Raw genomic sequence first — 12,353 nt, 5'->3', positions numbered from 1 at the left:
ATGAAACTGTCATCCATCGGGCCTAGATTGGCTCAGGTATTGCTGACCTAGACCAAACCACCGCTAACGTTCATATAAAACGCCGCGTTGAAAACGCCCAAAGGAGCTTCGGATGAAACAGCTTTTCCTGGCATCACTGTTAGGCTCGACCATTGCCATGTGCACCGCCGCCATGGCCGCTGATACCGATTTGAAAACGCTCGAAGCCGCCGCGAAAGCGGAAGGCGCCATCAACAGCGTCGGCATGCCCGATGACTGGGCCAACTGGAAAGGTACCTGGGCAGACCTGGCCAACACCTATGGCCTCAAGCACATCGACACCGACATGAGTTCGGCCCAGGAAATCGCCAAGTTCAAAGCCGAAAAAGACAACGCCAGTGCCGATATCGGCGACGTTGGCGCGGCCTTTGGCCCCATCGCGGTGAAACAGGAAGTCACCCAGCCGTACAAGCCTTCTACCTGGGCACAGGTGCCGGACTGGGCCAAAGACAAAGACGGTCACTGGGCCCTGGCCTACACAGGCACCATTGCCTTTATCGTCAACAAGAAGCTGCTGCACGGCTCCGAGGTTCCGACCAGTTGGGCTGACCTGCAGACCGGCAAGTACAAGGTGTCGGTAGGTGACGTGAGCACCGCCGCCCAGGCGTCCAACGCGGTACTCGCCGCCGCCATCGCCAACAAGGGCGACGAGAAGAACATTGCCCCGGGCCTGCAATTCTTCACCAAGATCGCCCAGCAAGGTCGCCTCTCGCTGTCCAACCCGACCATCGCCACCATGGAAAAAGGCGAAGTCGAAGTGGGTATCGTCTGGGACTTCAACGGCCTGAGCTACAAGGCCAAGATGGCCAACCCGGATGACTACGTGGTGTTGATCCCCTCGGATGGCTCGGTGAAATCCGGCTACACCACCATCATCAACAAATACGCCAAGCACCCGAACGCCGCGAAGCTGACCCGCGAGTACATCTTCAGCGATGCAGGCCAACTTAACCTGGCGAAGGGCAATGCCCGTCCTATCCGCGCTGAAACCGACCTGAAACTGCCGGCCGACATCGCCAAGAACCTGATCCCGGGCGAGCAATACACCAAGGCCAATCCGCAACCGATCAAGGATGCCGATGCCTGGGAAGCGACCTCCAAGAAGCTGCCGCAGCTGTGGAACGAGCAGGTCATCGTAGAAATGAAGTAAGCCACCAGCCCACTTTGCAGCCCCATGTGGAATGGGGCTTTTGTGGGAGGGGCGGTGCGACGATTCGACTTGCTCCCGATAGCGGTGTGTCATTCAAACAATTCATTGCCTGATCGACTGCTATCGGGAGCAAGCCCCCTCCCACATTTTTGACCTCGTTCCTCCAGGGGAATTTAGCCAAGTCTATTGCTGCGGAGCGCTCTCCCCCATGAAGCACAATGTCATCCTTGTGGTGCTCGACGGCCTGAACTTCGAGGTCGCCAGGCACGCCATGGGGCACTTGCAGGCCTATGTCGGCGCAGGACGCGCAGCCCTCTACACACTGGAATGTGAACTGCCCGCCCTGTCCCGCCCGCTGTATGAATGCATCCTTACCGGCGTGCCGCCGATCGACAGCGGCATCGTTCACAACAACGTCTCGCGCCTGTCCAACCAGCGCAGCGTCTTCCATTACGCCACCGATGCAGGCTTGACTACGGCAGCGGCGGCTTACCATTGGGTCAGTGAGCTGTATAACCGCACGCCCTTTCTCGCCGCCCGAGATCGCCACACCGACGACAAAGCGCTGGCTATCCAGCATGGGCATTTCTACTGGCACGACCATTACCCGGATTCCCACCTGTTCGCCGATGCCGAAAGCCTGCGGCTCAAGCACGCCCCGAACCTGCTGCTCATGCACCCGATGAACATCGACGACGCCGGCCACAAGCACGGCCTCGACTCCGCGCAATACCGCAACAGCGCACGCTCGGTCGACATCATCCTGGCCGACTATCTGCAAGCCTGGCTCGACGCCGGCTACCAGGTGATGGTTACCGCCGACCACGGCATGAACAACGATCGCTCCCACAATGGCCTATTGCCAGAAGAGCGCGAAGTACCACTGTTTGTACTCGGCGACGGATTCAGCCTGGACAGCAATGCCGCGCCCAAACAGACCGAGTTGTGCGGCACGGTGTGTGAACTGCTCGGCGTACTACACGACAAACCTGTGTGCCGGGAGCTGCTCAAGTGAATTCAATGACCCGCGGCAAATGGCTGGCCCTGCTCTGCCTGGTGCCCTTCGCACTGTTCTTTATCGTGTTCGAGATTGCGCCGCTGGTGTGGGTGCTGATCAACAGCCTGCAGACCGAAGAGTCCGGCTGGGGCCTGGAAAATTTCACCCGCATCTTTACTTCGAAGTTCTACCGGCAGGCGATCCAGTTCAGCCTGGAGATCAGTTTCTACTCCAGCATCTTCGGCATCATCATCGCCACCCTGGGCAGCTACTCCCTGCGCCGGGTGGATTCGCCACTGCGCAACTTCGTCACCGCGTTCGCCAACATGACCAGCAACTTCTCCGGCGTGCCCCTGGCCTTCGCGTTCATCATCCTGCTGGGGTTCAACGGCAGCATCACCATCATGCTCAAGCAGGCCGGGATCATTCAGGACTTCAACCTGTACTCGAAAACCGGCTTGATCATCCTCTATACCTACTTCCAGATTCCCCTCGGCGTGCTCTTGCTCTACCCAGCCTTTGACGCATTGCGCGAAGACTGGCGTGAGTCGGCTGCCCTGCTCGGCGCCAATGGCTGGCAGTTCTGGCGGCATATCGGGTTGCCGGTGCTGACGCCGGCACTGCTGGGCACCTTCGTGATCCTGCTGGCCAATGCCCTGGGCGCCTACGCCACGGTGTATGCCCTGACCACAGGAAACTTCAACGTGCTGCCGATCCGCATTGCCGGCCTGGTCTCCGGCGATGTGTCGCTGGACCCGAACATGGCCAGCGCCCTGGCGGTGGTGCTGGTAGCGCTGATGACGGTGGTCACCGTGGTCCATCAACTGTTGCTCAAGAGGAGCTACCATGTCACGCGCTGATGCCGGCCCGGCCACCCTCTACCATCGGGTAGTGGTGTACCTGTTGTTCCTGATCCTGGTGCTGCCGCTGATTGGCACCTTTGTGTATTCCATTGCCAGCAGTTGGTCAGCCACCATCCTGCCTGCCGGTTTCACGGTGAAATGGTATGTACAGCTGTGGAGCGACCCGCGCTTCCTGATGGCATTCGGGCAATCATTGCTAGTGTGCGTGGGCGCGCTGATTCTCTCAGTGGTGCTGATCCTGCCGCTGCTGTTCGTGGTGCATTACCACTTCCCCAGGCTCGACGCGCTGATGAACATCCTGATCCTGCTGCCCTTTGCGGTGCCGCCGGTGGTGTCGTCGGTGGGCCTGCTACAACTATATGGCTCCGGGCCATTAGCGATGGTGGGCACGCCATGGATCCTGATCGGCTGCTACTTCACCGTGGCGCTGCCGTTCATGTACCGCGCGATCACCAATAACCTGCAGGCCATTAACCTGCGCGACCTGATGGACGCCTCGCAACTGCTCGGCGCCAGCACCTGGCAAGCCGCGATCCTGGTGGTGCTGCCCAACCTGCGCAAGGGCCTGATGGTGGCGCTGCTGTTATCGTTCTCGTTCCTGTTCGGCGAGTTCGTATTCGCCAACATCCTTGTCGGCACCCGCTACGAGACCTTGCAGGTGTACCTCAACAACATGCGCAACAGCAGCGGCCACTTCACCAGCGCCGTGGTGATTTCCTATTTTTTCTTCGTGCTGGTGCTGACCTGGGCCGCCAATATCTTGAACAAGGACAAAAGCCAATGAGCTTCGTCAGCGTCCAACATCTGCAAAAAGGCTACTCCGGTACCCCGGTGTTCAGTGATATCAACTGCGAAATCGCCAAGGGCGAGTTCGTCACCCTGCTCGGCCCGTCCGGTTGCGGCAAGTCCACCCTGCTGCGCTGCATTGCCGGGCTGACCTCGGTGGACAGCGGTAAGATCCTATTGGATGGCCAGGACATCGTGCCCCTGAGCCCGCAGAAACGTCATATCGGCATGGTGTTCCAAAGTTACGCGCTGTTCCCCAATATGACCGTGGAACAGAACGTCGCCTTTGGCCTGCGCATGCAAAAGGTCAACGCCGACGACAGCCACAAGCGTGTGCAGCAAGTGCTGCAACTGGTGGAGCTCAAGGACCTGGCCGGTCGCTATCCGCACCAGATGTCTGGCGGCCAATGCCAGCGTGTGGCCCTCGCCCGCTCCCTGGTGACCCGCCCGCGCCTGCTGTTGCTGGATGAGCCACTGTCGGCGTTGGATGCACGGATTCGCAAGCACTTGCGCGAACAGATCCGCCAGATCCAGCGCGAGCTGGGGCTGACCACGATCTTCGTGACCCATGATCAGGAAGAAGCCCTGACCATGTCTGACCGCATCTTCCTGATGAACCAGGGCAAGATTGTGCAGAGCGGCGATGCCGAGACGCTCTACACTGCGCCGGTGGATGCATTCGCCGCCGGTTTTATCGGCAACTACAACCTGCTGGACGCCGACAAGGCCACTCAACTGCTGCAACGCCCGATCAACAGCCGTATTGCCATTCGCCCGGAAGCCATCGAGCTGAGCCGCAATGGCGAACTGGATGCGCTGGTGCGTAGCCACAGCCTGTTGGGCAACGTGATCCGCTACCGCATCGAAGCCCGCGGTGTAGAGCTGGTGGTGGACGTGCTCAACCGCTCGGCCGACGACCTGCACCCGGACGGCCAGCGCCTGGCACTTTCCATCGACCCCAGCGCCCTGTGTGAAGTAGCCTGACAGGCAGCGACCTATTGAGAGAGAACATGACGGATGGCATTGGTAATTTTTGATCTGGACGACACCCTGATCCACGGCGACTGCGCCACCCTGTGGAGCGAACAGATGGGCCGCCTGGGCTGGGTCGACCCTGAGTCGTTCATGCGCAGGAACAACGAATTGATGGACGCCTACAGCCGTGGCGAGTTGCGCATGGAAGACTTCATGGACTTCAGCCTGGAGCCGATGATCGGCCGCACCCCGGAAGAGATCGATCATCTGGTGGAGCCCTGGGTCGAAGACGTGATTGAGCCGCTGATCTACAGCGACGCCACCAAGACCATCGCCCGCCACCGTGCGAATGGTGACCGGATCCTGGTGATTTCCGCATCGGGCACTCACTTGGTCACGCCGATTGCGGCGCGCATCGGTATTGACGAAGTGCTGGGGATTAACCTGGACGTCGGCCACGGCGTGTACAGCGGCCGTACCGTGGGTGTACTGACTTACCGCGAAGGCAAGATCACGCGCTTGCTGGAATGGCTGGAGCAGGAAGGGGAAACCCTGGAGGGCGCGTATTTCTACTCGGATTCGCGCAATGACCTGCCGCTTTTGCTCAAGGTCGACCACCCGCAGGTGGTGAACCCGGACCCGGTGTTGCGCACCCACGCCGAACAGGCCGGCTGGCCGATCCATCATTGGGTCTGAACTGTTCGATATATACATGTGGGAGGGGGCTTGCTCCCTCCCACATGGGTCGCATGACAACTCGGGAATATTCAGCGCGATGAGTACCCGCGGCCATCACGTCAACACGAACTCGCCCTACATTGCATGTAGGACCAAGCTCTTACACCACTCGACATGCCCCTCAACGCCTTGCAATGCTCTCACTGTGCCTCCATAGTGAGTCTGGACTGAGCCCGTAGCAGTAGTGCCGGGCTTTTTGCATTATGCGACCGGACCATATGGAACCGGCTCCCTCAAAGACGGCCTAATATGCGTTATCAATTGCCCCCGCGTCGAATCAGCATGAAGCATCTGTTCCCCAGCACCGCCTTAGCTTTTTTCATTGGTCTCGGCTTCGCGTCGATGTCGACCAATACGTTCGCAGCCAACAGCTGGGACAATCTTCAGCCTGATCGCGATGAGGTGATTGCCAGCCTCAACGTCGTCGAGTTGCTCAAGCGCCACCACTACAGCAAGCCGCCGCTGGACGACGCTCGCTCGGTGATCATCTACGACAGCTACCTCAAGCTGCTGGATCCGTCGCGCAGCTACTTCCTGGCCAGCGATATCGCTGAGTTCGACAAATGGAAGACGCAATTCGACGACTTCCTCAAGAGTGGCGACCTGCAACCCGGTTTCACCATCTACAAGCGTTACCTGGACCGCGTCAAGGCGCGTCTGGACTTCGCCTTGGGTGAGCTGGACAAAGGCATCGACAAGCTCGACTTCACCCAGAAGGAAACCCTTCTGGTGGATCGCAAGGACGCTCCGTGGCTGACCAGCACCGCAGCCCTCGACGACCTTTGGCGCAAACGCGTCAAGGACGAAGTGCTGCGCCTGAAGATCGCCGGCAAAGAGCCCAAGGCCATTCAGGAGCTGTTGACCAAGCGCTACAAGAATCAGTTGGCGCGCCTGGACCAGACCCGTGCCGAAGATATCTTCCAGGCTTACATCAACACCTTTGCGATGTCCTACGACCCGCACACCAATTATCTGTCGCCAGATAACGCGGAAAATTTCGATATCAACATGAGTCTGTCCCTGGAAGGCATCGGTGCCGTCCTGCAAAGCGACAACGACCAGGTCAAGATCGTACGCCTGGTGCCGGCAGGTCCGGCGGACAAAACCAAACAGGTCGCCCCGGCGGACAAGATCATCGGCGTGGCCCAGGCTGACAAAGAGATGGTCGATGTGGTCGGCTGGCGCCTGGACGAAGTGGTCAAGCTGATCCGTGGACCGAAAGGCAGCGTAGTGCGCCTGGAAGTTATTCCGCACACCAATGCACCGAACGACCAGACCAGCAAGATCGTGTCCATCACCCGTGAAGCGGTGAAGCTCGAAGACCAGGCCGTGCAGAAGAAAGTCCTCAACCTCAAGCAGGATGGCAAGGACTACAAGCTGGGCGTGATTGAAATCCCGGCCTTCTACCTGGACTTCAAGGCCTTCCGTGCAGGTGATCCGGATTACAAGTCCACCACCCGCGACGTGAAGAAAATCCTCACGGAATTGCAGAAAGACAAAGTCGACGGCGTGGTCATCGACCTGCGCAACAACGGCGGCGGCTCCCTGCAGGAGGCCACCGAGCTGACCAGCCTGTTTATCGACAAGGGCCCGACCGTGTTGGTGCGCAACGCTGACGGCCGCGTCGACGTGCTGGAAGACGAGAACCCGGGCGCCTTCTACAAGGGGCCGATGGCGTTGCTGGTCAACCGTCTCTCGGCCTCGGCCTCGGAGATTTTCGCCGGCGCCATGCAGGACTATCACCGTGCGTTGATCATCGGCGGCCAGACCTTCGGCAAAGGCACCGTGCAGACCATTCAACCGCTGAACCATGGCGAGCTCAAACTGACCCTGGCCAAGTTCTACCGCGTATCCGGGCAGAGCACCCAGCACCAGGGCGTGCTGCCGGATATCGATTTCCCGTCGATCATCGACACCAAGGAAATCGGCGAAAGCGCCCTGCCTGAAGCCATGCCGTGGGACACCATCCGCCCTGCGATCAAGCCGGCGTCGGACCCTTTCAAGCCGTTCCTGGCGCAGTTGAAGGCTGACCACGACACCCGCTCCGCCAAGGATGCCGAGTTCGTGTTTATCCGTGACAAGCTGGCCCTGGCCAAGAAGCTGATGGAAGAGAAAACCGTCAGCCTCAACGAAGCGGATCGTCGTGCACAGCACTCCAGCATCGAGAACCAGCAACTGGTGCTGGAAAACACCCGCCGCAAGGCCAAAGGTGAAGATCCGCTCAAAGAGCTGAAGAAAGAAGATGAAGACGCACTGCCGGCCGAAGCCGATAAAACCAAGCCGGAAGATGACGCCTACTTGGCCGAAACCGGCCGTATCCTGCTCGATTACCTGAAAATCACCAAGCAAGTGGCCAAGCAGTAAATGATGGCAATTTAATGTAAGCGCTCCATGGAGTGTCATCATATAGACATCATTCTGTCGTGAAATGAAAGGACCGCAGGCTTTATGCCTGCGGTCCTTTTTTTTCGATCGAGATCGCTATGACCATGACCGAACAGCTGAATGCATTGGGCTCAATCCTGGCTCAACGCAGTCTGCACAGCCTGTTCCAACCGATCATTTGCTTGTCGCAGCGGCGAATTCTCGGTTACGAAGCCCTCAGCCGCGGCCCGTCCAATAGCCCCCTGCACTCCCCCGTCGCGCTATTCTGCGTGGCCCGCCAGGCCGGGCGCCTGAGCGAGCTGGAAATGGCGTGTCGGGAGAGTGCATGCCGGCATTTCAGTGATCAGAAACTGCCGGGCAAGCTGTTTCTCAATGTCTCGCCGGAATCCTTGATGGAGACTGCGCATCAGCCGGGGCGCACCCTGCAACTGCTGCGCGACTTCGGTATTGCGCCCAGTCAGGTGGTGATCGAACTCACCGAGCAGACGCCCACCGATGATTTCGCCCTGCTGCAAACCGCCCTGCACCATTACCGCGACATGGGCTTTGCCATAGCCCTTGATGACCTGGGTGCCGGTTATTCCAGCCTGCGATTGTGGTCGGAGCTACGTCCGGACTACGTGAAGATCGACCGGCACTTTATCGACGGCATTCACCAGGACGCACTCAAGCGCGAATTTGTCGGCTCGATTCTGCAGATCGCCAGGGCATCCCGCGCCCAAGTGATTGCCGAGGGGATCGAACGACCGGAGGAACTGGCAGTGTTGACCGAGATGGGTGTCGACTTGATCCAGGGTTACCTGCTCTGCCGCCCGCAGGAGCATCCGCCTCAGGAAGCGCGCCTGATGCTGCCCAAACTCGATAACGCCGCCACTGCCCTCAATGACGAAGGCAGTGACCTCAGTGCCCTGCTCAATGAGCAACCAGCGGTGGATCAAGAGACTGCCACGGCCCAAGTGCTGGAATCGTTCCGCCGCCAGGCTAACCTCAATTCGCTGGCGGTGCTGGATGGCTGCGGTCGCCCCGTCGGTATTGTGCATCGGCATTCGTTGTCGGACGCGCTGCTCAAGCCGTTCGCAACGGATCTATTCGCGCGCAAACCCATCAGCCGCTTGATGAGCAGTGACTTCCTGGCGGTGGAGTTGAGCCAGTCCTTGCAACAGGTCAGTCGATTGCTGACCAGTCGCGCGCGACAGCGCATCGAAGAAGATTTCATCATCACCTTGAACGGCGATTACCTGGGCTTGGGACGGGTCATCGATGTGCTCAAGTTGATCACCGAACTGAAAATCCAGCAGGCACGTTACGCCAACCCATTGACCTTGCTACCCGGCAACGTGCCGATTCAGCAGTGCCTGACACGACTGTTGCAACAACAGCGCGAGTCGGTGATCTGCTATGTGGATATCGACAGTTTCAAGCCGTTCAACGACATCTACGGCTACGGGCGTGGAGATGAAGTGTTGCTATGTCTGGCGCAGTGTCTGAACGACCGGGTTGACCCCAGCCGCGACTTTGTCGGGCATATCGGTGGGGATGATTTTCTGCTGGTGCTGGGCCCGCAAGACTGGCGCAAGCGGCTTAACCAGTTGCTGGATGACTTCCACACCCAATGTCGACGCTTTTACCGCCCCGAGCACGTTGATGCTGGCTGCTTTGTCGCACTCAACCGCCAGGGCGTGCGCCAGGAGTTCGCCCTGCTGTCGCTGTCCATTGGCGTGGTGCATCTGTACCCACAAGCCTGTGAGCGGCTCGATGCCAGCCAGCTGGCGGAGTTGGCCTCACAAGCAAAACACCATGCCAAGGATGTGGCGGGCTACAGCATCCATGTGATCGACAGCATGGACAGAGTCCCCCAGGCGCTTTAGGCCTCGGCAGATTCCGGGTACTCGTACTCGAACACCCGCACCACTTCCGAAGCATGCCAGGACGCAGCGGCCACGCCATCAGACGGCCCGCTGAAACGCCCCAGCCGCTCCACACACTCAAAGAAACCGGTGCGCGGCAGGCGGCTGGCACCCTGGCTTATCACCAGTGAACTGCGCAGCGGCTGCTCGGCCCTGGCATCCAGCGCCGCCAGATGTTCCAGGGCGGCGGCCAGGGTCTGCATGGCTGGCGTCGGGAACTGCAGGCGCTCCAGCAGCGCACGGTACGTCAGCAAATGGCGCTGGCGACGTGCCTGGTCCAGTTCATTGAGTAACCCATCCCAGTGCTGACGGCTGATACGTAGGCTCAAGACTCATCCCTCCAACCTGCAACGCCCAATTCCCAAGCCAGGCTGCGGCGAATGGCGGCATCCGGCTGGCGTTCACCACTTTCAATCAATCCAAGATACGAGGGGCTGATCCCCACCGTGCGTGCCAAGGCCTCGATCGCCAGGCCCTTGGCTTCACGCAGGCCGCGCAGGTCTGCAAGCGGGCGCAGGTCCTGATCGGTGACGATGGGGGCGACAGGTGAAGGAGCGAGTGTAGGTTGCTGCTGACCGGCAGCTTTTAGCAGCGCCTGGTATTGGTCCCATGGCAACACCGCATACTCGGGTTCGCCATTGCGTGAAATGATCTGGATATCCATGACTGCCCCGTAGGATAAAAACACTTACTAAGTAAGTTCTTTCCTTAGAAGTGTAATCCTAACAGCCACAAAGGTCGTAGGGGATACCCAGCATCATTAGTTTTTTTGCGGGTTTTCCTGGGCCAGCAGTTCAGGCGTTGCAGGCAGGCGCTCAACCACCGCCAGTTTTTCCGGACGTTGCCCGTCGCGCCAGGCGCGAAAGGCGCTCAGTTCGCCGCTCAGGGTCTTCATGACCCATGCCAGCACGGCGATGTCGTCGAGCATGCCGAACATGGGGATAAAGTCCGGGATCGCATCAATCGGGCTGAGGAAGTACATCAGCCCCGCCACCACCGAGATCAGCGCCTTGGGGCTGATCGCCCGGTATTCGCCGCGCCAGTAAGCCAGGCACAGGGCCTGGAGCAATTTGAGATCATCCTTGAGCTGGCCCAGCCGGTTGCCTTGGCTTGAGCCTTTGGCCGCGACGGCAAACAGCAGCGTCGGTAAGCGCCCCCGACCAAGCAGACGAGCCGCCATAGGCAGGAAACGGGTGAAATTGAAGGGTGGTTTCATCGGTCACTCCAGTTCCAGGCGATATAAAAGGTTATCCACACAAATTGTGGATAACCTTGTGAACAGAGCCTGTTTTATCGGCTGAAAGCCACGCTCTACAAGGCTTGCAGTCAGATCGGGCGTTTTTTGCGCACATAAAAAAAACCCAAGATTTCATTGACTTGGCATGCGCGTGCGGCTACCCGTGCTCGAGTCTTATATCAGACTGTTTCCGCTGCCGTGGGTTCTATCGGATTTAACTGTAGGGCAAGCTTGCCCGCCACACTTAGCTCTGCGGCAACAAAACTGAACCGGCAGAAACAACAACGCCCCGTCGAGACGGGGCGTTGTCTGTTCAGGCGCCGATTACTTTTTGGCGGCTGGTGCAGCAGGTGCTTCAGCAGCGTCTGCCTTGGCTGGGTCCTTGATGGCCAGCAGTTCCAGGTCGAATACCAGCACGGAATTGGCTGGAATTGCCGGGCTCGGGCTCTGGGCGCCGTAAGCCAGGTCAGACGGGATGTACAGCTCGACCTTCTCGCCAACGTGCATCAGTTGCAGGCCTTCGACCCAACCCGGGATCACGCCGCTGACCGGCAGGTCAATCGGGCTACCGCGATCCACGGAGCTGTCAAAGGTGGTGCCGTTGGTGAGCTTGCCGGTGTAGTGCACAGTCACTACGTCGGTTGGCTTGGGCTGGGCGCCATCGGCCTTCTTGACGATCTTGTACTGCAGGCCGGAAGCGGTGGTGACGACGCCGTCTTTCTTGGCGTTGTCTTCGAGGAATTTCTTGCCGGCGGCTGCCGACTCTTCGCTCATCTTGGTCATGCGTTCTTCGGCACGCTTTTGCAGTGCGGCAAACGCCTCGACCAATTCGTCGTCCTTGAGCTTCTGTTCTTTCTTGCCGACGGCATCTTCAATGCCCTGGGCCACAGCCTTGGAGTCCAGGTCGTCCATGCCTTCCTGGGCAAGGCTCTTGCCCATGTTCAGGCCGATGCCATAGGAAGCTTTCTGCGCCGGGGTTTTCAGCTCTACGCTGGTCTGCGAATCACAACCCGCAAGTACCAGGCTAACCAGGGCCACCGCCGCCGCCAACCGATGCTGTTTCATGCTATTTCCTTGTTCATGCGCCAAAAGGGCATTTGAATAAAGTCGCGAGCTTATCAGGCGGCCACGACCAATGGCTACCGGCATGTGAGCAGGAAACTTCCGATAAGTTCACGTGTTTAAAAGCATTTTCATTGATTATGGAGCACCGCGACGGATCGTGGGGCCGCCTGCAACCAGACTACTGGCTACTTGCCGCACCTGTGGTGTAGTG

General features: G+C 59.1%; 12 protein-coding genes. 8 read left to right on the top strand and 4 right to left on the bottom strand.

What is annotated here, in order from left to right:
* Nucleotides 1–112: 112 nt before the first annotated feature.
* The 8 genes from ASD70_RS09615 (at nucleotide 113) to ASD70_RS09580 (ending at nucleotide 9,801) form a co-directional block, all read left to right on the top strand.
* Entirely contained in the window at nucleotides 113–1,189 is a 1,077-nt protein-coding gene (locus ASD70_RS09615; protein WP_043050320.1) for an ABC transporter substrate-binding protein, read from the top strand.
* A gap of 208 nt (nucleotides 1,190–1,397) precedes the next feature.
* Entirely contained in the window at nucleotides 1,398–2,204 is an 807-nt protein-coding gene (locus ASD70_RS09610; protein WP_056846311.1) for an alkaline phosphatase family protein, read from the top strand.
* 5 nt (nucleotides 2,205–2,209) lie between these two features.
* Nucleotides 2,210–3,046, top strand: a complete 837-nt coding sequence (locus tag ASD70_RS09605; RefSeq protein WP_162252750.1) for an ABC transporter permease — start codon at nucleotides 2,210–2,212, stop codon at nucleotides 3,044–3,046.
* Nucleotides 3,033–3,833: an ABC transporter permease gene (locus tag ASD70_RS09600; protein ID WP_046069029.1), complete on the top strand. Its 801-nt coding sequence runs from the start codon at nucleotides 3,033–3,035 to the stop codon at nucleotides 3,831–3,833. The genes ASD70_RS09605 and ASD70_RS09600 overlap by 14 nt, the downstream gene beginning before the upstream one ends.
* Nucleotides 3,830–4,819 carry an ABC transporter ATP-binding protein gene (locus ASD70_RS09595; protein WP_046069030.1) on the top strand — a complete coding sequence of 330 codons (990 nt, stop codon included), beginning with the start codon at nucleotides 3,830–3,832 and terminating at the stop codon, nucleotides 4,817–4,819. Before ASD70_RS09600 ends, ASD70_RS09595 begins: the two co-directional genes overlap by 4 nt.
* Before the next feature lie 33 nt (nucleotides 4,820–4,852).
* A complete protein-coding gene (locus ASD70_RS09590; RefSeq protein WP_046069031.1) occupies nucleotides 4,853–5,506 on the top strand; it encodes an HAD family hydrolase in 654 nt (217 codons plus the stop codon).
* Nucleotides 5,507–5,830: 324 nt separating this feature from the next.
* Nucleotides 5,831–7,912 (top strand): carboxy terminal-processing peptidase, encoded by a 2,082-nt coding sequence (locus ASD70_RS09585; RefSeq protein ID WP_233518718.1) that lies wholly within the window; start codon nucleotides 5,831–5,833, stop codon nucleotides 7,910–7,912.
* A gap of 119 nt (nucleotides 7,913–8,031) precedes the next feature.
* Nucleotides 8,032–9,801 (top strand): bifunctional diguanylate cyclase/phosphodiesterase, encoded by a 1,770-nt coding sequence (locus tag ASD70_RS09580; RefSeq protein WP_056846310.1) that lies wholly within the window; start codon nucleotides 8,032–8,034, stop codon nucleotides 9,799–9,801.
* Here the strand turns inward: ASD70_RS09580 and ASD70_RS09575 are convergent.
* From ASD70_RS09575 to ASD70_RS09560, 4 genes are all read right to left on the bottom strand, one after another.
* Nucleotides 9,798–10,169 carry a hypothetical protein gene (locus ASD70_RS09575; protein ID WP_056846309.1) on the bottom strand — a complete coding sequence of 124 codons (372 nt, stop codon included), beginning with the start codon at nucleotides 10,167–10,169 and terminating at the stop codon, nucleotides 9,798–9,800. The genes ASD70_RS09580 and ASD70_RS09575 overlap by 4 nt on opposite strands.
* Nucleotides 10,166–10,504, bottom strand: coding sequence for a helix-turn-helix domain-containing protein (locus ASD70_RS09570; protein ID WP_046069033.1), 339 nt, complete (start codon nucleotides 10,502–10,504; stop codon nucleotides 10,166–10,168). The genes ASD70_RS09575 and ASD70_RS09570 overlap by 4 nt, the downstream gene beginning before the upstream one ends.
* Before the next feature lie 96 nt (nucleotides 10,505–10,600).
* A complete protein-coding gene (locus tag ASD70_RS09565) occupies nucleotides 10,601–11,056 on the bottom strand; it encodes a YkvA family protein (RefSeq protein WP_043050312.1) in 456 nt (151 codons plus the stop codon).
* A 345-nt stretch (nucleotides 11,057–11,401) separates the two neighbouring features.
* Nucleotides 11,402–12,142 (bottom strand): FKBP-type peptidyl-prolyl cis-trans isomerase, encoded by a 741-nt coding sequence (locus ASD70_RS09560; protein WP_043050311.1) that lies wholly within the window; start codon nucleotides 12,140–12,142, stop codon nucleotides 11,402–11,404.
* Between the last annotated feature and the right edge of the window lie 211 nt (nucleotides 12,143–12,353).

This window comes from Pseudomonas sp. Root569 (genome assembly GCF_001427465.1).
Lineage (GTDB): Bacteria > Pseudomonadota > Gammaproteobacteria > Pseudomonadales > Pseudomonadaceae > Aquipseudomonas > Aquipseudomonas synxantha.
Note: the sequence above shows the minus strand (reverse complement) of the source record. Positions and strands in the feature narration are given on the sequence as shown.

What these genes read in the sequence shown, in the direction of transcription:
- ASD70_RS09615 (WP_043050320.1), top strand. Translation starts at nt 113, where the DNA reads ATGAAACAGCTTTTCCTGGCATCACTGTTAGGCTCGACCATTGCCATG.
- ASD70_RS09610 (WP_056846311.1), top strand. Translation starts at nt 1,398, where the DNA reads ATGAAGCACAATGTCATCCTTGTGGTGCTCGACGGCCTGAACTTCGAG.
- ASD70_RS09605 (WP_162252750.1), top strand. Translation starts at nt 2,210, where the DNA reads ATGACCCGCGGCAAATGGCTGGCCCTGCTCTGCCTGGTGCCCTTCGCA.
- ASD70_RS09600 (WP_046069029.1), top strand. Translation starts at nt 3,033, where the DNA reads ATGTCACGCGCTGATGCCGGCCCGGCCACCCTCTACCATCGGGTAGTG.
- ASD70_RS09595 (WP_046069030.1), top strand. Translation starts at nt 3,830, where the DNA reads ATGAGCTTCGTCAGCGTCCAACATCTGCAAAAAGGCTACTCCGGTACC.
- ASD70_RS09590 (WP_046069031.1), top strand. Translation starts at nt 4,853, where the DNA reads ATGGCATTGGTAATTTTTGATCTGGACGACACCCTGATCCACGGCGAC.
- ASD70_RS09585 (WP_233518718.1), top strand. Translation starts at nt 5,831, where the DNA reads ATGAAGCATCTGTTCCCCAGCACCGCCTTAGCTTTTTTCATTGGTCTC.
- ASD70_RS09580 (WP_056846310.1), top strand. Translation starts at nt 8,032, where the DNA reads ATGACCATGACCGAACAGCTGAATGCATTGGGCTCAATCCTGGCTCAA.
- ASD70_RS09570 (WP_046069033.1), bottom strand. Translation starts at nt 10,504, where the DNA reads ATGGATATCCAGATCATTTCACGCAATGGCGAACCCGAGTATGCGGTG.
- ASD70_RS09565 (WP_043050312.1), bottom strand. Translation starts at nt 11,056, where the DNA reads ATGAAACCACCCTTCAATTTCACCCGTTTCCTGCCTATGGCGGCTCGT.
- ASD70_RS09560 (WP_043050311.1), bottom strand. Translation starts at nt 12,142, where the DNA reads ATGAAACAGCATCGGTTGGCGGCGGCGGTGGCCCTGGTTAGCCTGGTA.